The following is a 21,772-nucleotide window of genomic DNA, read 5'->3' as shown; positions in this document are numbered from 1 at the left end:
CGGCAGGCCCGCCCGGCGCCCCTTTTTCGCCTACGTCCGCGTCAGCGCCGGCCGACGGTGAGCACCGGCTTGGTGACCTCGGCGAAGAAGTCGTTGCCCTTGTCGTCGACCACGATGAAGGCGGGGAAGTCCTCCACCTCGATCTTCCAGATCGCCTCCATGCCGAGCTCGGGGTATTCGAGCACCTCGACGTGCTTGATGCAGTCCTGAGCGAGCCGGGCGGCCGGGCCGCCGATCGAGCCGAGGTAGAAGCCGCCGTGCTGCTGGCAGGAGCGGGTGACCTGGGCGGAGCGGTTCCCCTTGGCCAGCATCACCATCGACCCGCCGGCCGCCTGGAACTTCTCCACGTACGCGTCCATCCGGCCGGCCGTGGTCGGGCCGAACGAGCCGGAGGCGTAGCCCTCGGGAGTCTTGGCCGGACCGGCGTAGTAGACGGCGCGGTCGCGGAGGTACTGCGGCATCGGCTCACCGGCGTCCAGCCGCTCGGCGATCTTGGCGTGCGCGATGTCCCGGGCCACCACCAGCGGGCCGGTCAGCGACAGCCGGGTCTTCACCGGGTACTTCGACAGCTCGGCGCGGATCTCGTCCATCGGCCGGTTGAGGTCGACCCGGACCACCTCGGACGCGTCGAGCTGCGCATCGGTCACGTCGGGCAGGTAGCGCGCCGGGTCGGTCTCCAGCCGCTCCAGCCAAACCCCGGACGGAGTGATCTTGGCGACGGCCTGCCGGTCGGCGGAGCAGGAGACGGCGATCGCCACCGGGCAGGAGGCCCCGTGCCGGGGCAGCCGGACCACCCGCACGTCATGGCAGAAGTAGCGGCCGCCGAACTGCGCGCCGATGCCGAAGTTGCGGGTCAGCTCCAGCACCTCGGCCTCCAACTCCAGGTCACGGAAGCCGTGCGCGCTCATCGAGCCGGAGGTGGGCAGGGCGTCCAGGTACTTGGCGGAGGCGTACTTGGCGGTCTTCAGCGCGTACTCGGCGGAGGTGCCGCCGATGACGATGGCCAGGTGGTAGGGCGGGCAGGCCGCGGTGCCGATCAGCCGCAGCTTCTCCTCCAGGAACTGCATCATCCGCGTCGGGTTCAACAGCGCCTTGGTCTCCTGGTAGAGGTACGACTTGTTGGCCGACCCGCCGCCCTTGGCCATGAACAGGAACTTGTACGCGTCCGGGTGCCCGTCCGGGTCCTCGGCGTAGAGCTCCACCTGGGCGGGCAGGTTGCTGCCGGTGTTCCGCTCCTCCCACATGGTCAGCGGGGCGAGCTGCGAGTAGCGCAGGTTCAGCCGGGTGTACGCCTGGTAGACGCCGCGTGAGATGGCCTCGGCGTCGGTGCCGTCGGTGAGCACGTGCCGGCCGCGCTTGCCCATCACGATCGCGGTGCCGGTGTCCTGGCACATCGGCAGCACGCCGCCGGCGGCGATGTTGGCGTTGCGCAGCAGGTCCAGCGCGACGAACCGGTCGTTCGGCGAGGCCATCGGGTCGTCGATGATCGACCGGAGCTGGGCCAGGTGCGCCGGGCGCAGGAAGTGGGCGATGTCGTGCATCGCCTCGGCGGTCAGCGCGGTCAGCGCGGAGGGCTCCACGGTGAGGAAGCGACGGCCACCCGGGCCGTTGACGACGTCGACGCCCTCGTCGGTGACCAGGCGGTATTCGGTGTGGTCGGGACCGGTCGGCAGCAAGGGGGCGTACGAGAACGCGGCGGCACTGCTCATGACGGAAAAGCCTAGGGCAGCGGCGTCGATCGGTGGCACCCGCCGGGGGCGTCCTGGGATGCCGCTCTCACCCGCCGTCGCCCGGCGAGTCGCACAGCTCCCGCTTCGGTCCGCAGTTCCCCTGATCCGACGGGGGGTCGGAGGTGCTGCCGCCCGGGTTCGGGCCGGGGACGCTGCCCCCGTCGACGGGCGGGGGCCCCGCCGACGTCCCGGCGCCCCAGCGGACGTACCCGATCTCCCGACCCTCCCCGATGATCATGCCGTTCGGGCCGACCGCCAGGGCGTTCGCCGAGGTACGCAGCACCGCGAGCTCCCGTCCGGTACGCGGGTCGACCGCGATCAACCGGGACGGCTTCTCCTCGCCGATCACCGCCGCGTACGGGGTGAGGGCCGCCCCGCTCTTCGATCCGGCGGCCCGGGTCCACCGGTTCCGGTCGACCGACAGCTCCCGGCCGAGGATCGAGCGCTTGTCCGCGGTGCGCACCAGCGCGTACCGGTCGTCGACGGCGAGCAGCTTCTCACCGTCCGCGCCGACGTGGAGCAGCCGGCCGTCGTACCCGTCGAGCACCGCCTCGCGGCCGTCCGGGGCGACCCCGATCAGCACGTTCCGGGCGCCCTGCGGGTCCTCCCGCTGCACGCAGCCGGCGTAGTCCGCGGTCCGCAGGTTCACCCCGCTCCGCTGCCACACCTGCTGGCCGGTCGCCGGGTCGACGGCGGAGACGGCGAAGTAGCAGCTGCCGTCGCGGGAGGTGGCGTTGATCCGGAGCAGCCGGCCGCCGATCACGGCCAGCCGCTCCTCCCGGCCGGGCTGGACGTTCTGCAGCACCCGGCCGGTGGCCGTGTCCACCACGTGCACCCGCCCGTCGACGGGGAAGCCGAGCAACGGCGGGACGTCCTCCGGCCCGGCCACGCCGCCGTCGATCCGAGGGGCGCTCAGCCGCCGGGTGCCGAGCAGGTCCGGGTTGTCGGCGAGCAGCCCGCTGTGCACGCCGGGCAGGAACGCGGTCCACAGCGGCTTGGTGCCGCGCGGTTCCCAGGCGCTCAGCGTGCAGTCGGTGGCGTCCGCGCAGCGCGCGTCGAGCAACAGGTTCCGGTAGGTCCAGACCGCCACCGCCCGGTCGTCGCTCCGGCGCACCGCGCCGCTGGTCGGGTCGAGCAGCTCGTACCCCTTCACGAGGAGCTTGCCCACGGCGACGACCGGGTCCCGGTCGCCGCCGGCGACCGCCGCCCAGTCCGCCTTGCGCTCCCAGAGCTGGGTGCCGGTGGCCAGGCTGCGCGCCTCGACCCGGGTGCGTTGCTCGACGACGACGGTGTCGCCGGCGATGGTGACGCTCTTCGGGGTGCCGCCGACCCGCTGCTGCCAGACCACGTCCGGCTCGGCGATCGGCTCGCTCCGGTCGACCCAGTCCCACATGGTCGGGAACGGGTTCCACACGCCGGTGGCGGCGAGCACGATCACGGTGATGAGCCCCAGCAGCAACCAGCCGCGTACGCCAAGGCCCTTCACACCGCACACGGTAGCGACGATCACCGCGCCGCCGAGCCCGCGCGGCTGCGTGTCGCGCCGGTTTCTAAGCCGGCCAGCGTGTTAAGAGGGGCGCCGGACCGCGTAAGGCGTCAGGCCGGGGCCCGGCGGGCGGCGGAGCGGACCAGGGGAAGCGTGCGGTAGGGGATCTGCTCGGCGAGCGCGATGATCGTGGAGGCGCGCCGGATCCCCTCCGACGAGACGATCTGGTCGATCACCCGCTGCAGGTCGGTGTTCGACCGGGCCACGATCCGGCAGAGCAGGTCGCTGGAGCCGGTGATGGTGTGCGCCTCCAGCACCTCGGGGATGGCGGCCAGGTGCGCGGTGACCGGATCGTGGCCGTGCCGCTGGCTGATCTCCAGGGTCACGAAGCTGGTCACCCCGAAGCCGATCGCGGCCGGGGCGATGTCCGGGCCGAAGCCGGCGATCACCCCCCGGTCGGCCAGCTTGTCGAGCCGGGCCTGGACGGTGCCCCGGGCCACGCCGAGTCGGCGGGAGCACTCCAGCACCCCGATCCGCGGCTCCTCGGCGAGCAGTTCGATCAACCGCGCATCCAACTCGTCGAGCTGTACATCCTGACCAGCGTTCATGGGGTTTCACTTTACGGAATGCACAAGCTGACCAGCAATTCTGGCAACTATTGCCCAACCGGCGGCGGGAAAGCAATCCTCGCCACAACAGCAGTCAACGGCGGCCCACCAGGCCGGCCGGTACGCAAGGGAGGCCACCATGACCCAGGCGATCGACCGACCCCAGTCGACCGAGGAGGTCGACGTCGACGCCCTCGTCGGCGCCGTCGACCACGACATCAGCCGGGACCCGTTCCCGGTCAAGGGTCTCGACCACGTGCACTTCCTGGTGGGCAACGCCAAGCAGGCCGCCCACTACTACTCCACCGCGTTCGGCATGACCTGCGTGGCGTACCGGGGCCCGGAGCAGGGCTACCGGGACCACGCCCAGTACGTGCTGGTCAGCGGCTCGGCCCGATTCGTGCTGACCGGCGCGGTCCGCCCGGACGCCGAGGGCGCCGAGCACGTGGCGAAGCACAGCGACGGCGTCTCCGACATCGCGCTGGAGGTGCCGGACGTGGACGCCGCGTACGCGCACGCCACCGCGCAGGGCGCGACCGGCCTGGTCGAGCCGCACGACGTCACCGACGAGCACGGCACCGTCCGGCTGGCGGCCATCGCCGCGTACGGCGACACCCGGCACACCCTGGTCGACCGGTCCCGCTACACCGGCCCGTTCCTGCCCGGCTTCGTGGCCCGCAGGCCGATCGTGGACCGGCAGCCGATGATCGACGCCGGCATCCAGCCGAAGCGTTTCTTCCAGGCCGTCGACCATGTGGTCGGCAACGTGGAGCTGGGCCGGATGGACGAGTGGGTCGAGTTCTACAAGCGCGTCATGGGCTTCAGCAACATGGCCGAGTTCATCGGCGACGACATCGCCACCGACTACTCGGCGTTGATGAGCAAGGTGGTCGCGAGCGGCACCCGCAAGGTGAAGTTCCCGCTCAACGAGCCGGCCGTCGCCCGCAAGAAGTCGCAGATCGACGAATACCTGGAGTTCTACCAGGGGCCGGGTGCCCAGCACATCGCCGTGGCCACCAACGACATCCTGGCCAGCGTCGACGCCATGCGGGCCGCCGGCGTCGAGTTCCTCGACACCCCGGACTCCTACTACGAGGACCCGGAGCTGCGCGCCCGGATCGGCCAGGTGCGGGTGCCGATCGAGGAACTGCAGTCCCGCAAGATCCTGGTCGACCGGGACGAGGACGGCTACCTGCTCCAGATCTTCACCAAGCCGGTGCAGGACCGTCCGACGGTCTTCTTCGAGCTGATCGAGCGGCACGGCTCGCTCGGCTTCGGCAAGGGCAACTTCAAAGCACTGTTCGAGGCGATCGAGCGGGAGCAGGAGAAGCGCGGCAACCTGTAACACTGTCCGCGTGACCCAGCCTCCCTCGAACGCGTCTCCGCCGCCCGCCGGGCCCCCGCCCGCGGGCGGCGGCTTCGCGCCGCCTTCCGGACCGCCGTACGCGCCCCCCGCGCAGTACGCCCCGCCGGCGTACGCCGGGCTGCCGGGCTATCCCCCGCCCGCGCATCCGCCGTACCCGGGATTCGTGCCGCCGGCGCTGGCGCCGAACGGTCAACCGCTCGCCAGCTTCACCGACCGGCTGCTCGCGTGGCTGATCGACACCGCGGTGGCGAGCATCCTCGCCATGGTGCTCTTCCTGCCGGTCTTCGTCTGGCTGGTGGTCCGGATGGTGGACCAGATGCCGCCGCCCGGCCCGGACGGGACGGTGGTCGAGCCCGACCCGTCGGTGCTCATCACCGACGTCTTCCTGCCGGTGCTCCTCGCCGAGCTGGGGATCTTCGCGCTCCTGCTCGTCTTCTACTGGCTCTACCACGTGGAGTACGCCCACCGGACCGGCCAGACGCTCGGCAAGAAGGTGATGAAGATCCGCATCGTCCCGGTCGAGCTGGGCGCCACCCTGACCCGGGGCGCGCTGGGCAAGCGGTACCTGGTGGAGTTCGTCGCCGGCTCGCTGGTGCCCTTCGCCAGCTACCTCGACGGTTTCTGGCAGCTCTGGGACAAGCCCTGGCAGCAGTGCCTGCACGACAAGTTCGCCGGAACCGTCGTCGTTAAGGTTGCACCGTGAGCGTGAGGAGTGAGCCGGGTTTGCGAGCCCCGCAGTCGCGAACTGAGACGGCACCGTGAGCGTGAGGAGTGAGCCGGGTTTGCGAGCCCCGCAGTCGCGAACTGAGATGGCACCGTGAGCGAGCGCAACGAGGCACGACCGTGAGCGTGGAACCCGGCTGGCACGTAGACCCCGCCGACCCCGAGACCCGACGGTACTGGGACGGCGAGGGCTGGATCGGCGCGCCGATCCCCGTCGACACCACCCCGCCCGAGGGCCCGCCGCCGCCCGAGCCGTCCCCCGCTGCCGCGCCGGCCCCCACCACCCCGGCCCCGTACCCGGGCCAGCCCTCCACCGCGCCGCATCCAGGGCAGCCGGTCAGCGGGCCGTACCCCGGGCAGCCGACCGTCGGACCGTACCCCGGGCAGCCGGTCAGCGGGCCGGCCCAGTGGCCGGGGCAGCCGAGCGGACCGGGCCAGCCGGCGGGGCCGCCGCCGGGCTGGCCGTACCCGACCTGGCCGGTACGCCCGCCCGCGCCGCAGCCGCACGGGCTGCCGCTCGCGTCGTACGGCGCGCGGCTCGTCGCCCGGCTGATCGACCTCGGCGTGGTGTTCCTGCTCAACGTCGTGGTGAACGGCTGGTTCGTCTGGCGCTACATCGAGGAGATCTCGCCGTACCTGCGCGAGTCGGTGCGCCGGTCACTGGCCGGGGAGACCTCCACCGACGGGCTGCCCCAGCCGGGCGAACAGGCCGCCGCGCTGCAGATCGTCATCCTGCTGATCGCTACCGCGCTCTGGTACGCGTATGAGGTGCCCTCGATGGCCGCCCGAGGACAGACCTTCGGCAAGCGGGTGATGGGCGTCCGGGCGCTGCCGATCGAGGCCGACCAGCCGCTCGGCTTCGGCCGGGCCACCCGGCGGTGGAGCACCCTCGGCCTGCCGACGCTGCTCTGGTACTGCTGCGGCTTCGGCCTGCTGCTCCAGTTCGTCGACGCGGTCTCCCCGCTCTTCGACCAGCCGCTGCGCCAGGCGCTGCACGACAAGCGGGCGCAGACCGTGGTGGTCCAACTCCCCCGCATCAGGCCCGAAACCCGTAGCACCTCGCGCGACAGCGCCAATCCCCCGGGAGACACCCCATGACCGACACCGGACGTCACCAGCCTCCGCTGCGGCTGACCCGCGCCGACCTGGACGCGCTGCCCAGCTACGTGCCCGGGCGCAGCCCGGCCGACCTGGCCCGCGAGCTGGGCCTGCCCGAGGCGATCAAGCTGGCCAGCAACGAGGTTCCATACGGCCCGCTGCCGGGCGTGGTGGAGGCGGTCGCCGAGGCGATGGCCGGCTCGCACCGCTACCCGGACATGGGCGTGGTGGCGCTGCGCCAGGCTCTCGCCGAACGGTACGGCGTGGACCCCGACCGGATCGCCACCGGCTGCGGCTCGGTGGCGCTGGCCGAGCACCTGGTCCGGGCCACCTGCCTCCCCGGTGACGAGTTGCTCTACTCGTGGCGGTCGTTCGAGGCGTACCCGATCATCGCGGCGACCAGCGGCGCGACCAGCGTGCGGGTGCCGAACGACGCCGGCCACGGCCACGACCTGGCCTCGATGGCGGCGGCGGTGACCGACCGGACCCGGATGATCCTGGTCTGCAACCCGAACAACCCGACCGGCACGGCGGTCCGCAAGGCCGAGCTGGACCGGTTCCTCGACACGGTGCCGGACGACGTGCTCGTGGTGATCGACGAGGCGTACCGGGAGTTCGTGACGGACCCGGAGGTGCCGGACGGCCTGAGCTACCTGGACCGCCCGAACGTGGCCGTGCTGCGCACCCTCTCCAAGGCGTGGGGGCTGGCCGGCCTGCGAATCGGCTGGCTGGTCGCCGAACCGAGCGTGGCCGCCGCCGTCCGCAAGGTCGTCACGCCGTTCTCCACCAGCCTGGCCGCCCAGGCCGGCGCGCTCGCCGCGCTGGCCCAAGCCGACGAGGTCGAGCGCCGCTGCGCACTGGTCGTCGCGGAGCGGGACCGGGTCACCGAGGCGGTGCGCAAGCTCGTCCCGGACGTGCCGACCAGCCAGGCCAACTTCGTCTGGCTGCCGCTCGGCGAGCGGGCCGTCGAGTTCGGCCGGGCGTGCGAGGCGCGGGGCGTGATCGTCCGGCCGTTCCCGGGCGACGGGGTCCGGGTCACCATCGGCACCCCGGCCGAGAACGACGCCTTCCTGGCCGCCGCCGAGGCGGCGCTGACCTGACGGAAGGAGGGCCCCGGCCTTGCGGGGCCCCCGCGGACCGCACCGCCGGCTCGGCCGCCCCCGCAGCGGTCGGCGGAGCCGGCGGTCAGGGGGACGTTCCCGTCGCCGCCAGCAGCACCGCCTCCGGCATCAGGTAGTACGCCCGGTCGTCGTCGTCCGGGGTCGCCCGCTGCCGGACCCGCTCCACGGCGACGTAGCCGTCCGCCGCGTACGCCCGGCCGGGCATCCAGCCGACCCCGTCGTGGCCGAGGTCCAGGACGAAGCGGGACCGTTCCACACCGGTCGCCGGATCGAGGGTGACCAGCTCGTTCCGCTCGGTCAGCAGGTGCACCCGGCCCGGCTCGACCGCGATGATCCGTACCGGCCCCAGGTCCGCCCGCCGCCACAGCTCCTTGCCGGTGCGCGCGGAGCGGCCCGTGATCAGCCCCGCCGACGTGCCGACAGCCCACTCGCCGTCGAGTTCGGTGTCCGTGCCGTCGAGGGCGGGCACGGCGACCGGGTCGCCCGGGCCGACCAGCCAGCCCCGGCCGGTGTCGTCGCCAGGGCCGGAGACCCGCAGCCCCCGACAGTTCGAGTGCCCGTCCCGGCAGCCCACGGGGACCACCATCAGGTCCTCCGGGCCGCCGAGCGGCTGCCAGCGGGTACGTACCGCGCCGGTGGCGGCGTCCCGGAACTCGACCCGCGCCGGGCCGTCGCAGGCGTCCACCGCGAGCAGCTCGCCGGCCACCGTGGTCCCCACCTCGGTACGGCAGTCGCCGCCGACGTCGGCCCGCCAGAGCCGCCGGCCGTCGGCCAGGTCGTACCCGCCGACCCGGCCCGGGCCGGCCGCGACCAGCACCCGCCGGCCGTCGGCGGTACGGGTGGCGTACAGGCCGGTCGGGTCCCAGACGGTCGAGGCGTAGGTCCGGCGGGGCTTCGACACCCCTCCCGGCACCGGCCCGTCGGCCCGCCAGGCGACCCGTCCGGTACGCGCGTCGAGCGCCACGAGGAGCCCGTCCGACCAGCGGCTGACCACGGTGGTGTCGTCGGCGAGCACCCCGACGAGCTGCGCCGGCCAGCGGCGGTACGACCAGAAGGGGGTCACCCGGTGCTGCCCGTCGACCGGCTGGTCGGCGTACACCTGGCGGTTGCCGGCGTAGACACGGAGCCGGCCGTCCACGACCAGCGGCGCCACCGGCAGGCGGCCGATCACCCCGGTCTGCGGGCTCGGCGCCGGCGGGTACGCGCTCCGGGCGACCGTGTCGACCTCGGCGGGCGCGAGCACCCGGTAGGCCACGGCGGCCGCCGCGCCGACGGCCAGCACCGCCGCGAGCGCCACCATGATCCACCGCCGCCGCTCGGGCCACCTCATGCCGCACCTCCGCCCGGCACCCTACCGACCGACGGCGCCAGGTCCCAGCGAGGTGGGGCGGGTCAGGCGGCCTCTGCCGAGCGGGTGGGCCCGACGGCCTGCGCCAGGTCGGCGAGGTCCCGCCGGAGCGCCCCCTCCACGGCGCGGGCGGCCAGGCCGCCGAGGATCAGGGCCAGCATCCGGCCGTATCGGGCGGTCGGCACGGCCTCCTGCTCGACGGTGACCTCGGTGCAGCCACGCCGCCGGCGCTCGACCGTCCGCAGGGTCCAGGTGATCCGGTAGTCCGCGCCGGCACCCCGCGAGCTGAGCACCAGCCGTCCCGGGGCGACCGCCTCGACCACCACGAACTCCTCCGGCGCCTCGGCGCCGTCCGGCCGGACCCGGGTCTCCCGCCAGGCGGTGCCGGGCCGGAAGTCGCCGGGGGTGAGGACGTCGACCGCGCCGACGGCGGAGAGCCAACGGGCGCGCGCGGGCAGATCGGTGAGGAGCCGCCAGACCTCGACATCCTGCGCTTCGATGAATGCGGAAACCGTGACCGTCGACATGGCACCTCCCGTGTCGTCCACGGTACGGCGCGTGAACGGGAAACGGGGAGCCTGGGGTGACATTTCCACCACCGGTGCCCCCGGGGCGGGACACCAGGCGTGCGGCGGGCGGAGGTCAGCGACGGAACGCGTCGGCCCGGATCGCGGTGACGAACGCCGTCCAGCCCAGCGGGCGGACCGCCAGCGTCGGCCCGCACCGATCCTTCGAGTCGCGCACCCCCACCACGCCGTACGCGGCGACCACGTTGGTCGCCACCTCGACACAGAGACCCTGGTCGTTGGAGCGGCTGCTGGTGCGCCAGACGGCGCCGGTCAGCTCGGTCATCCTCGTTCCCTCCTGTTCCGCTCGGGTGCGCCCCGGCCCGCACTGCCGGGGCGTACCGGATCCCGGACGATCAACGCGGGACGCAACGGCCCCGGTCGCACAGCCGGTGCGACCGGGGCCGGAGGGTGAAGACGCTGCTCAGCGGGGCGGAAGGATGGTGCCGGTGACCTCGCCGAGGGCGATGGTGGTGCCGTCCGGGCCGGGGGCGGTGGCGGTGACGGTGACGGTGTCGCCGTCCTCCAGGAAAGTGCGGGTGGTGCCATCGGCGAACTTGACCGGCTCGGTCCCGCCCCAGGTCAGCTCCAGGAACGAACCGACCTGGCCGCGCTCCGGGCCGGACACCGTGCCGGAGGCGTAGAGATCCCCGGTACGCAGCGACGCCCCGTTGACCGTGAGGTGGGCGAGCTGCTGGGCCGGCGTCCAGTACATGGTGGCGAAGGGCGGCTCGCTGACCCGCTCACCGTTCCACTCCACCGACATGGCCAGGTCCAGCCCGAGGTGCGGGATGTCCTGCAGATAGCCCTGCACCGGCGGGTCCTGGTCGGGGGCGGGGACGAAGGCGTCGGCCAGCGCGTCCAGCGGGGTCACCCACGCCGAGACCGAGGTGGCGAAGGACTTGCCCAGGAACGGGCCGAGCGGCTGGTACTCCCAGGCCTGGATGTCGCGGGCGGACCAGTCGTTGACCAGCACCACGCCGAAGACGTGGTCGGCGAAGTCCGCGACGGACACCCGGTCGCCGAGCCGGCTCGGCAGGCCGACCACGAAGCCGACCTCGGCCTCGATGTCCAGGCGTACGGAGGCGCCGGTGGTCGGGCCCTGCGGGGTGGCCCGCTGCCCGGTGGGCCGGACCACCGGGGTGCCGGAGACCACCACGGTGCCGGCCCGGCCGTGGTAGCCGATCGGCACGTGCTTCCAGTTCGGCAGCAGCGGCGGCTGGCCCGGCCGGAAGATCTGCCCGACGTTGGCCGCGTGGTGCTCGCACGAGTAGAAGTCGACGTAGTCGGCCACCTCGAACGGAAGCAGCAGCTCCACCTCGCGCAGTGGCACCAGCAGCGGCTCCACCGCCGGGCGGTGCGCGGCCTCGGTGAGCAGCTCGGTGACCCGCTGCCGGACGGCGGTCCACTGCGGACGGCCGAGCGCCATGAACTCGTTCAGCGTGGGCCGGCCCAGCGCCCCGGCCGCCAGCACCAGGCCGGCGGCCTCCGCGCCGGCCAGGTCCAGCACGAAGTCGCCGATGCGTACGCCGATCCGCGGCTCGCGGTCGCCGTGCCGGAACACCCCGTACGGCAGGTTCGTCACCCCGTACGGCGAACCCTCGGCACCCGTCACCCAGCTCATTCCTGAAAGCCCCCGTTCACCAGCCCCAGCCGGATCAGATCGGTCAGTGGTTCCTCGATGCTGCACGAGCCGTACCCGACCCAGAGCGGGCGCTCGGTGTCCCGGTGCGCCCGGACCAGCTCCACCACGCGTACCGGGTCGGTGGCGGCGAGCAGCTCGGCGACCGCGTCCACCTCACCGCCATCGGTGGCGGCGAGGGCCGCGGCGAGCACGTTGACGAAGCCGTGGTGGGTGAAGCCGGTCTCCGGGTCCCGGTGGCGAATCGCGTGGTGCAGCCCGGCGGTCAGCTTGAACGGCAGCTGCCGGTCCCGGCAGGCGCAGATCACCGCGGCCAGCTCGACCGGGGTGGGGAAGAGTTCGGCGGCCAGCCCGCCGGTGCGGAACTTGGCCGCGACCGGCAGCCCGCCGGCCCGCGCCTCGGCGAGCGTGTCCAGGGCACCCAACAGGCCGAAGGTCAGCGGGATCTCCGCGTAGACCCGGGTGCCGTCGAGCCGCTCGGCGAGTTTCAGCAGGTCGGCCAGGCCGGGCTGCGGGTCCTCACCGCGCTTGGCGACCGGCACCTCGATCTGCCGGGCCGTGACCCCGTCCGGCGCGAGGAACGACAGCGCGAAGGGCACGCCCGCGACGCCGGTGTCGCCGATCAGGCCGGTGACGAATCCCTCCGCCGGATCGACCAGCCCGCTGAGCTCACCGGCGGCGACGGCGGAGGCGGGCAGCAGGAGCGGGCCGACGAGGTCGGCGTACCAGGCGGTGCGATGCCCTCGGTGGGCGACCACCGCCTCCGGCAGCGCGGCGCTGCCGGGCGGGAAGACCGCGGCGTCGTCTACCAGGCCGGCGAAGAGGCGGGGCACCTGCGTTGACACGAGACAACAATGTACGGGACGCTACGAGGAACGGACAACCGCGTCCGATTATCGGACGCTCCTGGCCGGAGAACGGGACATATCGGGAGGCGAGATGCCGTACTACCGCAGGGTCGGCGAGGTGCCCCGCAAGCGCCACACCCAGTTCCGTCAGCCCGACGGCACCCTCTACGCGGAGGAACTGGTCGGCCAGGAGGGCTTCTCCTCCGACTCGTCCCTGCTCTACCACCGGCACGCACCGACCGCGATCGTCGCCGCCGAGGAGTTCACCCCGCCCGCCGTCACCCGGGCGCCGAACCTCCCGCTCAAGCCGCGCCACCTGCGTACCCACAAGCTCGACGGGGCCGGTGCCGACCCGGTGCTCGGCCGGCAGTACCTGCTCGCCAACGACGACGTGCGGATCGCGTACGTGCTGGCCGACCGGCCGTCCCCGCTGTTCCGGGACGCCACCGGTGACCACTGCCTCTATCTCGAAGCGGGCTCGCTGCGGGTGGAGTCGCCGTTCGGCGTGCTGGATGCGGTGGCCGGCGACTACGTCATCATCCCCACCTCGACCATCCACCGGCTCGTGCCCACCGGCGACGAACCGGCCCGGCTGCTCGCCATCGAGGCGGCCGGGCACATCGGCCCGCCCAAGCGCTACCTCTCCGTACGCGGGCAGTTCCTGGAGCACTCGCCCTACTGCGAGCGGGACGTCCGGGGGCCGGACGCGCCGCTGCTGGTGGACGACGAGGACGTCGAGGTGCTGGTCCGGCACCGGTCCCGGGCGGCACGCCCGGACGGCAGCGGCACAGTTTGGACTCGTCATGTTTATGCCCACCACCCGTTCGACGTGGTCGGCTGGGACGGGCACCTCTACCCGTGGGCGTTCTCCATCCACGATTTCGAGCCGATCACCGGCCGGGTGCACCAGCCGCCGCCCGTGCACCAGACCTTCCAGGGCCCGAACTTCGTGATCTGCTCGTTCGTGCCGCGCAAGGTGGACTACCACCCGGACGCCATCCCGGTGCCGTACAACCACCACAACGTCGACTCCGACGAGATGCTCTTCTACACCGGCGGCAACTACGAGGCCCGGCGCGGCTCCGGCATCGAACAGGGCTCGATCTCGCTGCACCCGTCCGGCTTCACCCACGGCCCGCAGCCGGGCGCGGCCGAGCGCTCCATCGGGGTGGACTTCTTCGACGAGCTAGCGGTCATGGTGGACACCTTCCGCCCGCTGGACCTCTGCGACGCCGCGTCGGCCTGCGAGGACGACGGGTACGCCTGGACCTGGGCGCGGCGGGTCAGCTGATCGGGCGGGTGAGGACGGCGAATTCGGCGATCAAGGTCACCGTGATGGTGGCCACCAGCGGCCAGGGGCCGCCGACCAGCGCGTAGAGGACCAGCAGCAGGGGTGCGGCGGCGACCGCGTACACCGCCAGGGCCAGGCTGCGATCGGCCCGCAGCAGCCCGGGCAGGATCGTGTTCAGCAGGGCCGGCATCCGGGCCGCGTACCGCCACACCACCAGCGCCCCGCCGAGCGCGGCCAGCACGGCGAGGACCCGGGAGAGACCCGGTGCGCCCGGGGCCAGGAAGGCCACCACCACGGTGGCGACCAGCGACCAGCCGGCGCCGTAGAGCACCAGCCGGCGCAGGCCCGCGGAGATCGTCCGGCCGGCGTCGAGTCGCGCCGGGTCCATCGCCGCCGCCTGCGTCAGGTGCTCCAGCGCCTCCGCGTAGCGGCGCTGCTCCAGCCGGATCACGCCCATGTCGTGCCGCGCCTCGGCGAGCTGCGGGTCGAGCCGCAGCGCCTCCCGGTAGGCCCGCTCGGCCAGGTCGTACAGCTCCAGCCGGGCCGAGACCAGGCCGAGCACGAGGTGCGCCTGCGGTGCCTCGGGCGCCAGCTCCACCCCCCGCCAGGCGGCGTCGAGCGCCTGCTGCCCGTTCCGCGAGCCGGCCAGGATGGCGGCGGCGCTGCGCTGGGCGTACGGGTCGATCGGGCCGAGCGCCAGGATCTCGTCCGCGGTGCTCGCGGCGGCCTTCCACCGTGCCAGGTCGACCAGGGCCATCCCGCGCGCCACCAGCGGCGGTACGGCCCCCGGTGCCGCGGCCACGGCCGCCTCGGCGGCGTCCAGCGCCTCGGCCGCCCGGTCGGCGGCGAGGTGCACCTGGGCCAGCATGGTCAACGCGTCGGCGTTGCCGGGGTCGGTCGCGAGCGCCGAGCTGAGCTCCCCGGCGGCCTCGTCGTACCGGCCCAGCTCGGCGAGGAGCTGTGCGCGCTGGAGGTAGCCGTCGGCGGCGGACTGGTCGGGGGCGGCGTCACTCGGCATCCCGGCGAGCGTAGCCGCCCGCGCCCCGCCCTGCCGACCTACTCCGTCGGGGCCTCGTACACCAGGGCGACCGCGATGCCGGTCAGCCCTTCGCCACGGCCGGTGAAGCCGAGGCCGTCGGTGGTGGCGGCGGAGACGGTGACCGGAGCACCCACCGCCGCGGAGAGCACCCGCTGCGCCTCGTCCCGACGTGGCCCGATCTTCGGCCGGTTACCGATCACCTGGACCGACACGTTGCCGATCCGGAACCCCGCCGCCCGGACCCGCCGGGCGCTCTCGGTGAGCAGGGCCACCCCGGAGGCACCCGCCCACTCCGGCTGGTCGACGCCGAAGTTCGCGCCCAGGTCGCCCAGGCCGGCGGCGGAGAGCAGCGCGTTGCAGGCGGCGTGCGCCGCCACGTCGGCGTCCGAGTGACCGGCCAGGCCGTCCTGGTCCGGCCAGTGCAGGCCGGCCACCCAGCACGGCCGCCCGGGTGCGAAGGCGTGCACGTCGGTGCCGATGGCCACCCGAGGAACGATCATGACCCGAGGGTACGCCCGGATCAGTCCAGCCAGCCGGAACGGGCCGCCACGACACCGGCCTGGAACCGGGTACGCACGCCCAGCTCAGCCATCACCCGCGCGACCCGGGCCCGGACGGTCCGTACGGAGAGACCGAGCCGGCGGGCGATGGCGTCGTCGGTGAGTCCCTGGGCCAGCAGCGCCACCACCCGCCGGTGCGGATCGTTCGCCGCACCCAGCGGCACCGCGGTCCGCCACAGCTCCTCGAAAAGGCTGGTCAGCGCCGCCACCAGCACGGCCGAGCGGACCAGGTGGAACTGGTACGCCGAGCCGGCCAGGTCGTCGCCCCACTTCAGCGGCAGAGCGGCGTGCTCGCCCATCACGTAGTAGCCGCTGGGCAGCCGGCCACGGACGCGTACCTCGATGCCGGCCGCGGCGAACCGGGTCAGCGTCCCCGACGCCGCCGGGGATTCCAGCACCTCGGCCTCGACCAGCAACGACATGACCAGTAACCGCTCCCGGGCGGCGTGCAGCAGGTCCTCCATCCACGGCACCACCGCCCCGTCGAACGAGCGCGGGTCCTTCTGGCAGCAGTACGACCGGACCGGCGGGTTGGTCAGCGCGACCGCGAGCGGCACGTCCCGGGCCTCGCCGACCCCGGAGACCAGGCTGACCGACGCGTCCGCGACGACCCGCTGACCGGCGGCGTATTCCCGGCTGAGCGGCTCCAACTCGGCGACCAGCCGCTCGACGTCGGCGAGCCGGCGGGACACCCCGTCCAGTCCATCGCGGAGCAACCGGCCCAGGCCCGCGCCGGGCGGCACGGCCTCGACCCGCCCGTCCACCTCACCGACCAGGCCCAGCGCGGCCAGCCGGCGCAGGCCGTCGGCCACCTGCGCCTGATCTCCGCCGAGCGCGAACGCCAACTCGTCCCGACCGGCACCGGGCATCCGCAGGGTCAGGGCGTAGAGCCCGCGCAGTTCCTCGTCGAGGTCCACGGCGGCACGCTACCGCCGGCCGTCCACGTCGGATTCTCGACCCTGCAGCTTGCTGAAGCTGCAGCTACTGACCTGGATCGTCGGGTCCACCAACCCCACCATTGGTCCGACCCGACAGATCGACAAAGGAGAAGGATGAGACGAGGCAGGGCAGTGCGGGCCGGCGTGGTGGTCGTCGCGGTCGCCGTACTGCTGACCGCGTGCGGACCGGAGGACGTCGACCCGGGCACCCGGGAAGCGGTGGACGCGGCCGCGTCGGCCGGCGTCGAGCCGGACGTACGGCTCGCCGGGGCGGGCACGATCGACCTGGTGATCACGGGCGACCTGCCCCGCACCGAGCTGCGCGGGTCGATTACCGACACCTACGGGGAGCATTGCCGGCTGGGGCGTACCCCGCCGTTCGTCGGTGGGCGGGGCGCGGACGTCGTCAAGTCGAAGGTCGCCAGCGGTGAAAACCCCGCGGTGGCGCTGAAGGTCTGGACGCCCCGACAGGCCGAGGCGGGCGAACTCCAGGGCGACCCGCAGGTGATCGTCGAGGTGAACCTCGACACCGCGTTCGTCGCACCGCTGCCCGCCGGGGCGGTCGACGGCTCCACGCTCCGGCTCGACCTGGACCTGCCCGGCGTCGACGCGTACGTCGGGAAAACGGCACACGTCGTCGCTTCCGTCACCTGCCCGGCCGCCTGACCCGCCCGTACCAGAAAGGACCCAGCATGCGTACCCGACACCTGGCCGCGGCCCTCGCCGCCGTCGTCCTCCTCGCCGGCTGCGGCGATCAGCCGAGCCCGGTCACCAACGATGCGGCGGCCACCGCGGCCAGCACGGACACCGGCCCTGCGGACCCGGCGGCTGGTACGGACACCCGCACTGCGGGCCCGGCGGCTGGTACGGACACCCGCACTGCGGGCCCGGCGGCTGGTGCGGACACCGACGCCGGCGACCCGGCGACGACCGCCCCGGCCGCTTCCCGAGCGGAGGCCCCCGGGCCACCGGACCCGTGCCTGCTGACCAAGACTGAGATGTCGCGACTGGCCGGGGTGGAGATCGTCGCCACCGACACCGACGAGTCCAGCCAGGAGGTGGCGGTCTGCGCCTACCACTTCCACTCGACGGACGGGCCGGCCATCCTGCTCCAGTACCACCGGGGCGGCGCGGCAATGATCAACAATCCGCTCTTCAAGGGCACCGAGAAGGTGTCCGGGCTCGGCACCCCGGCGGAGTGGTTCGACGGCCAGGCCGGCCTGCACGTGGCCGTCGGGGACGGCGACGCGCTGGAGGTGATGCTCGGGGTGTCCAGCGTCAAACTACGCGGCGGTGACCTGAAGGGTCTCGCCGTGGACATCGCGAAGCTGGCGCTAACCCGCCTGGCCGGCTGAGAGCAGGTGCTCGGCCAGCGCCAGGTCGAACGGCCGGGTGACCTTGAGGGCGTACTCCGAGCCCGGCACGCAGACCACCGGCACACCCTGCTTCTCCACCAGGCCGGCGTCGTCGGTCAGCGGGTCGCCGGCCGTCGCGTGGGCGGCGGTCAGCACCGCCCGGCGGAAGCCCTGCGGGGTCTGCACGGCCCGCAGGGCGGACCGGTCCACCGTGCCGAGGACCAGCTCGCCCGTGCCGACCTCCTTGATCGTGTCGACGACGGGGAGCACCGGGATCACCGCATCGTGCCCGGAGCGGACGGCCGCGGCCACCGACTCGATCAGCTCCGGCGGAGTCAGCGCGCGGGCCGCGTCGTGCACCAGGACGATCTCCGGGCCGGCGGGGACGGCGGCCAGCGCGGCGGCCACCGACGCCTGGCGCTCCGCGCCGCCGGGCACCACGATCACCGGGGCGACCGGCGCGAGCATCGCCTGGACCGAATCGACGTCGGCGGCCGGGGCGGCCACCACGACGGTGTGCACGGAGGGCGCCGCCGCGATCCGGCGTACCGCGTGCACCAGCAGCGGCTCGCCGGCGAGCGGCCGGAGCGCCTTGGGGGCGCCGGGACCGAGGCGTACGCCGGCACCGGCCGCAGGAACAAGGACCGCGACGTCACCGCGCGGATTGAGCTGCGCGGTCACGTCGCGGTCCTCGGATTTCTTTGCTACGGGGTGGGTACGACGATGCTGTGGAACTCAGGCCTCGGTCAGCACCTTGTCGAGCAGCGTCTCCGCCTCGTCCTTGGTGCTCTTCTCGGCCAGCGCGACCTCGCCGACGAGAATGTCGCGGGCCTTGGCGAGCATGCGCTTCTCACCCGCGGACAGACCCCGCTCCCGCTCCCGGCGCCACAGGTCGCGGACGACCTCGGCGACCTTCAGCGGGTTGCCGGAGGCCAGCTTCTCCAGATTCGCCTTGTAACGCCGCGACCAGTTGGTCGGCTCCTCGGTGTGCGGTGCGCGGAGCACGTCGAAGACCTTGCCGAGGCCCTCTTCGCCGACCACCTCACGCACACCCACGATCTCGGCGTTCTCAGCGGGCACCCGGACCGTCAGGTCACCCTGCGCGACCCTCAGGACGAGGTACTGCTTGGGCTCGCCCTTGATGACCCGAGTCTCGATTGCCTCGATGAGTGCGGCCCCGTGGTGGGGGTAAACAACGGTCTCGCCGACACTGAAAACCATAGGTTCGAAACCCCTTTCGCTGTGTCTAGGGTAACACGCTCAGGCACCGATGTCTCACCGCTGTCCTGACCGTTGGCGCAGCTCAGGGGCCCTGTGAGAGGTATTTCTTCAGCTTGACAGGCGGTCAAACCGACGGTTTCCACACGCTCCGTGACCAACGGATGACAACCCGATGCGGGTGACGGAGCGTGGATGTCTAGGGCGATGCGCTCCTCCCATGGTAGCTCCGGAATCCCGAGTGCGCCCAGGTGTGGCGGTACGCCGACCGGTGCGGGACCCTGGGAGGTGGACGCGACGTCCGCTCACCGAGACGGTTCCTGGGGGTCCGATGGGCATGCCTGACGCTGAAGGCCAAGGGCCGCCGGACGGGCTGCCCGACCTGCCCCCGGAGTGGGGTCGGGTGGTCGTCCCCGACGACGCCTCGGCCCTCGCCGAGGAGGCCCGGCAGGTCCGTCGCGAGCTACGCCGGACCGGCCGCACCGCCCGACCGGGCGGCCGCCCGCCGCTGGGGCTGCCGCTGCTGGTCCTGCTGGTGTCCGTGTTGATCACCCTCGCCGGGCTGGCCGCGGTCACCTGGCCCCGCTCCTCGCGCTCCGGCGGCAGTCCCACGGTCGTCCCCTACCCGAGCAACTGGGTGGCGGTCGGGCCGCTCCCCGCGCTGGACCTGGTCGGCGCCGACGAGTCCCCGGTGCCGCTGCGCAGCCTGCTGCCGGCGATGATCGTCCTGGTGGACGCCTGCGCCTGCGCCGAACAGGTCACCCAGGCGGCGGCCGCCGCACCACCGGGCGTCACCGTGGTCACCGTCACCGAGGGCCGCCAGGCCGAGCCCGCCGCCGCCCCCGGCGTACGCACCCTCGCCGACCCGGCCGGCGGGCTGCGCGCCTACTCCCACCTCGCGGCCCGCCCCGGTACGGCCCCCGCGCTGCTCGTGGACCGGGAGGGCACCCTAGTGCGGGTCGTACCCGAGCTGGGCCAGGTCGAGGAGTATCGCGACGACCTGGCTCGTATCGCCGGCTGACCGACCGGTCAGGGCGCGGTCAGGAGCCGGGCATCCAGGTCGACCTCGCCGTCGGCCACGGTGAACCGCACCAGCAGCGGGCCGCCACCGCCGGCGGTGAGCGGGCGGACGAGCGGCGTCCCCGCACAGGTCGTGGTCAGTGGCGTGCTGTCCTGGTCCGAGCCGGAGTAGGCCACCGTCAGCGTCCCCGGGCCGGTGCAGGACACCGCGAGCAGGTGGCGCTCGCCGGCCGACGGATTGGTCTGCCGGACCAACGGAGCGTCACCCGCGCCGAGGTGGGACCGCTCCGACCAGAGGGCGCGCGTGCTGAAAGCTTCCGCGGCGGCGCCCGGCTCCTGATGGACGACCAGGCCCTCGTCCGGGTCGGCCTCCGGTCCCGGGATCACCTGCCCGGTGTCCGGGTCGACGAACACCCGCCTGGTGTCCGGGTCGCCCAGCCGCACCCCGGGCTCGAGGAAGGCATCCGCCGACGGGCTGGGTGAGGCACCCGCCGGACCGAGCGCCGGTGCGGCCTGTCGCCACCACCAGCCACCGGCGGCCAGCCCGGCCACTGTCAGCCCGGCCAGCAGCGCACCCCGTACCCGGTCGTCGGCGCCCATGCGGTCAGGGTAGCCGCGCGGCGCGGACGGCACCGTCCCGTGCCACCGGCCGGTCACCCAATGCGGTCGAGCAGGGCGGCGTACAGGGTCAGGCCCGGTCCGAACGCGAGCATCACGATCCGCTCCGGCGGCGTCTGGGCCCGGCGCAACCGATCCAGGATCAGCAACACCGTCGGAGACGAACAGTTGCCGTGCTCGTCCAGCGTGGCCCGGGACGCCGCGAGCGCGTCCGGCGGCAGGGCCAGTTCCCCGTCCACCACGTTGAGGATGCGCGGGCCGCCCGGGTGCACCGCCCAGCCGTCCACCTCGGAGACCGTCCGCCCGTGCCGGGCCAGCAGCTCGTCGACCAGCCCCCGGACGTGGCGCGAGAGCACCTGCGGGACCTTCGGCGACAGCCCCATCCGGAAACCGGTGTCGGTGACGTCCCAGGTCATGTGGTCGGCGGTCGAGGTGTCGGTGACCGAGGTGACCTCGCGCAGCGCGTACCCCCGGCCGCCGGGGACGAGCACGGCGGCGACCGCGGCGTCCGAGAAGAGCGCGTGCGAGACGATCTGCTGGGTGTCCACCCGGACGCCGGCGGGCTGGATGTGCAGGCTGGTCAGCTCGGCGCAGAGCAGCAGCGCCGGGCGGCCGCGGGCGCTGACGAAGTCGCTGGCCGCGCCGAGCCCGGGCAGGGCCGCGTAGCAGCCCATGTGGCCGACGAACATGCGCTGGGTGTCCGGGGCCATGCCCAGGTCCCGGGCGAGCAGGATGTCCAGCCCCGGGGTGGCGTACCCGGTGCAGGAACAGACCACGAACAGCCCGACGTCACCGGCGTCCAGTCCGGCGGCGGTGAGCGCCCGGCCCACCGCCTCCTTGCCGAGCGGCAACGCCTCGACCTGGTAGCGCCGCATCCGGCGCTCGGTCGGCCACTCGGAGACGTCCTCCAGCAACGGGTTCACCGCCGCCTGTCGCCGGGACACCCCGGAGTTGGCGAAGATGCGCTCGGCCAGGGCGTGCGTGGTCCCGGAGAAATGCTTCGCGAAGAAGCCGTCCCAGAGCTCGTCCTGCGTCGTGGCCGGCGGCAAGGCCGTACCCACACCCGCGATCACCGGCACGGCCATGTCGCCCACCTCTCGTTTCCGATCCCACGCTTCACCAACGACCATCTCCCGTTCGCGACTGCGGGGTTCGCAAACCCGGCTCACTCCTCGCGGTCACCAACGACCATCTCCC

General features: G+C 73.3%; 23 protein-coding genes. 8 read left to right on the top strand and 15 right to left on the bottom strand.

Annotation, left to right across the window (positions count from 1 at the left end):
- Positions 1–41: 41 nt before the first annotated feature.
- The 3 genes from ACGF4F_RS16975 to ACGF4F_RS16965 form a co-directional block, all read right to left on the bottom strand.
- The gene (locus ACGF4F_RS16975; RefSeq protein ID WP_357439652.1) at positions 42–1,709 is read right to left on the bottom strand and encodes a fumarate hydratase; all 1,668 of its coding nucleotides are present in this window, start codon (positions 1,707–1,709) and stop codon (positions 42–44) included.
- Positions 1,710–1,776: 67 nt separating this feature from the next.
- Entirely contained in the window at positions 1,777–3,174 is a 1,398-nt protein-coding gene (locus ACGF4F_RS16970; RefSeq protein WP_393078438.1) for a PQQ-binding-like beta-propeller repeat protein, read from the bottom strand.
- 152 nt (positions 3,175–3,326) lie between these two features.
- Positions 3,327–3,824, bottom strand: coding sequence for an Lrp/AsnC family transcriptional regulator (locus tag ACGF4F_RS16965; protein WP_357439647.1), 498 nt, complete (start codon positions 3,822–3,824; stop codon positions 3,327–3,329).
- 139 nt (positions 3,825–3,963) lie between these two features.
- Here ACGF4F_RS16965 and hppD point away from each other — a divergent pair, with 139 nt between their 5' ends.
- The 4 genes from hppD (at position 3,964) to hisC (ending at position 8,111) form a co-directional block, all read left to right on the top strand.
- Positions 3,964–5,169, top strand: a complete 1,206-nt coding sequence (hppD, locus tag ACGF4F_RS16960) for a 4-hydroxyphenylpyruvate dioxygenase (RefSeq protein WP_393078212.1) — start codon at positions 3,964–3,966, stop codon at positions 5,167–5,169.
- A gap of 10 nt (positions 5,170–5,179) precedes the next feature.
- A complete protein-coding gene (locus ACGF4F_RS16955) occupies positions 5,180–5,893 on the top strand; it encodes an RDD family protein (RefSeq protein ID WP_393078209.1) in 714 nt (237 codons plus the stop codon).
- A gap of 140 nt (positions 5,894–6,033) precedes the next feature.
- On the top strand, positions 6,034–7,011 hold the full coding sequence (locus tag ACGF4F_RS16950; protein WP_393078206.1) for an RDD family protein: 978 nt from the start codon (positions 6,034–6,036) through the stop codon (positions 7,009–7,011).
- A complete protein-coding gene (gene hisC / locus ACGF4F_RS16945) occupies positions 7,008–8,111 on the top strand; it encodes a histidinol-phosphate transaminase (RefSeq protein ID WP_393078203.1) in 1,104 nt (367 codons plus the stop codon). Before ACGF4F_RS16950 ends, hisC begins: the two co-directional genes overlap by 4 nt.
- An 85-nt stretch (positions 8,112–8,196) precedes the next feature.
- On the opposite strand, the gene ACGF4F_RS16940 is transcribed toward hisC, so the two are convergent.
- The 5 genes from ACGF4F_RS16940 to ACGF4F_RS16920 form a co-directional block, all read right to left on the bottom strand.
- Positions 8,197–9,462 (bottom strand): PQQ-binding-like beta-propeller repeat protein, encoded by a 1,266-nt coding sequence (locus ACGF4F_RS16940; protein WP_393078200.1) that lies wholly within the window; start codon positions 9,460–9,462, stop codon positions 8,197–8,199.
- Between the two features lie 62 nt (positions 9,463–9,524).
- Positions 9,525–10,007 carry an SRPBCC family protein gene (locus ACGF4F_RS16935; protein WP_357439632.1) on the bottom strand — a complete coding sequence of 161 codons (483 nt, stop codon included), beginning with the start codon at positions 10,005–10,007 and terminating at the stop codon, positions 9,525–9,527.
- Positions 10,008–10,122: 115 nt separating this feature from the next.
- Entirely contained in the window at positions 10,123–10,332 is a 210-nt protein-coding gene (locus ACGF4F_RS16930) for a DUF397 domain-containing protein (protein ID WP_393078196.1), read from the bottom strand.
- A 138-nt stretch (positions 10,333–10,470) separates the two neighbouring features.
- On the bottom strand, positions 10,471–11,670 hold the full coding sequence (gene fahA, locus ACGF4F_RS16925; RefSeq protein ID WP_393078193.1) for a fumarylacetoacetase: 1,200 nt from the start codon (positions 11,668–11,670) through the stop codon (positions 10,471–10,473).
- Complete coding sequence (locus ACGF4F_RS16920; protein ID WP_393078190.1) at positions 11,667–12,533, bottom strand: hypothetical protein; 867 nt, start codon at positions 12,531–12,533, stop codon at positions 11,667–11,669. Before ACGF4F_RS16920 ends, fahA begins: the two co-directional genes overlap by 4 nt.
- Before the next feature lie 94 nt (positions 12,534–12,627).
- Between ACGF4F_RS16920 and ACGF4F_RS16915 the strand changes: the two genes are divergently transcribed.
- The gene (locus ACGF4F_RS16915) at positions 12,628–13,827 is read left to right on the top strand and encodes a homogentisate 1,2-dioxygenase (RefSeq protein WP_393078187.1); all 1,200 of its coding nucleotides are present in this window, start codon (positions 12,628–12,630) and stop codon (positions 13,825–13,827) included.
- Here the strand turns inward: ACGF4F_RS16915 and ACGF4F_RS16910 are convergent.
- Genes ACGF4F_RS16910 through ACGF4F_RS16900 form a run of 3 tightly spaced genes read right to left on the bottom strand, consistent with a single transcriptional unit; the run spans position 13,820 to position 16,343 of the window.
- On the bottom strand, positions 13,820–14,845 hold the full coding sequence (locus ACGF4F_RS16910) for a tetratricopeptide repeat protein (RefSeq protein ID WP_393078184.1): 1,026 nt from the start codon (positions 14,843–14,845) through the stop codon (positions 13,820–13,822). The two genes, ACGF4F_RS16915 and ACGF4F_RS16910, sit on opposite strands and share 8 nt — an antisense overlap.
- Positions 14,846–14,883: 38 nt before the next feature.
- Positions 14,884–15,366, bottom strand: coding sequence for a 2-C-methyl-D-erythritol 2,4-cyclodiphosphate synthase (gene ispF, locus ACGF4F_RS16905; RefSeq protein WP_357439617.1), 483 nt, complete (start codon positions 15,364–15,366; stop codon positions 14,884–14,886).
- Between the two features lie 20 nt (positions 15,367–15,386).
- A complete protein-coding gene (locus ACGF4F_RS16900) occupies positions 15,387–16,343 on the bottom strand; it encodes a helix-turn-helix transcriptional regulator (RefSeq protein WP_357439614.1) in 957 nt (318 codons plus the stop codon).
- Between the two features lie 135 nt (positions 16,344–16,478).
- Between ACGF4F_RS16900 and ACGF4F_RS16895 the strand changes: the two genes are divergently transcribed.
- Together ACGF4F_RS16895 and ACGF4F_RS16890 are read left to right on the top strand one after the other, a co-directional pair.
- Positions 16,479–17,030 (top strand): hypothetical protein, encoded by a 552-nt coding sequence (locus ACGF4F_RS16895; protein WP_357439611.1) that lies wholly within the window; start codon positions 16,479–16,481, stop codon positions 17,028–17,030.
- A gap of 26 nt (positions 17,031–17,056) precedes the next feature.
- Positions 17,057–17,719, top strand: coding sequence for a hypothetical protein (locus ACGF4F_RS16890; RefSeq protein ID WP_393078179.1), 663 nt, complete (start codon positions 17,057–17,059; stop codon positions 17,717–17,719).
- Here the strand turns inward: ACGF4F_RS16890 and ispD are convergent.
- Positions 17,699–18,400 carry a 2-C-methyl-D-erythritol 4-phosphate cytidylyltransferase gene (gene ispD / locus ACGF4F_RS16885; protein WP_357439608.1) on the bottom strand — a complete coding sequence of 234 codons (702 nt, stop codon included), beginning with the start codon at positions 18,398–18,400 and terminating at the stop codon, positions 17,699–17,701. The genes ACGF4F_RS16890 and ispD overlap by 21 nt on opposite strands.
- A gap of 54 nt (positions 18,401–18,454) precedes the next feature.
- Positions 18,455–18,940 carry a CarD family transcriptional regulator gene (locus tag ACGF4F_RS16880; RefSeq protein ID WP_007073334.1) on the bottom strand — a complete coding sequence of 162 codons (486 nt, stop codon included), beginning with the start codon at positions 18,938–18,940 and terminating at the stop codon, positions 18,455–18,457.
- 328 nt (positions 18,941–19,268) lie between these two features.
- On the opposite strand from ACGF4F_RS16880, the gene ACGF4F_RS16875 reads away from it, so the two are divergent.
- Entirely contained in the window at positions 19,269–19,958 is a 690-nt protein-coding gene (locus ACGF4F_RS16875) for a hypothetical protein (protein WP_357439606.1), read from the top strand.
- An 8-nt stretch (positions 19,959–19,966) separates the two neighbouring features.
- On the opposite strand, the gene ACGF4F_RS16870 is transcribed toward ACGF4F_RS16875, so the two are convergent.
- Together ACGF4F_RS16870 and ACGF4F_RS16865 are read right to left on the bottom strand one after the other, a co-directional pair.
- Positions 19,967–20,557: a hypothetical protein gene (locus ACGF4F_RS16870; protein WP_393078175.1), complete on the bottom strand. Its 591-nt coding sequence runs from the start codon at positions 20,555–20,557 to the stop codon at positions 19,967–19,969.
- Between the two features lie 53 nt (positions 20,558–20,610).
- Positions 20,611–21,660, bottom strand: a complete 1,050-nt coding sequence (locus ACGF4F_RS16865) for a type III polyketide synthase (RefSeq protein ID WP_393078172.1) — start codon at positions 21,658–21,660, stop codon at positions 20,611–20,613.
- Positions 21,661–21,772: the final 112 nt, after the last annotated feature.

Origin of the sequence: Micromonospora sp. NPDC047740, assembly GCF_043204735.1 — a bacterium.
Lineage (GTDB): Bacteria > Actinomycetota > Actinomycetes > Mycobacteriales > Micromonosporaceae > Micromonospora.
Note: the sequence above shows the minus strand (reverse complement) of the source record. Positions and strands in the feature narration are given on the sequence as shown.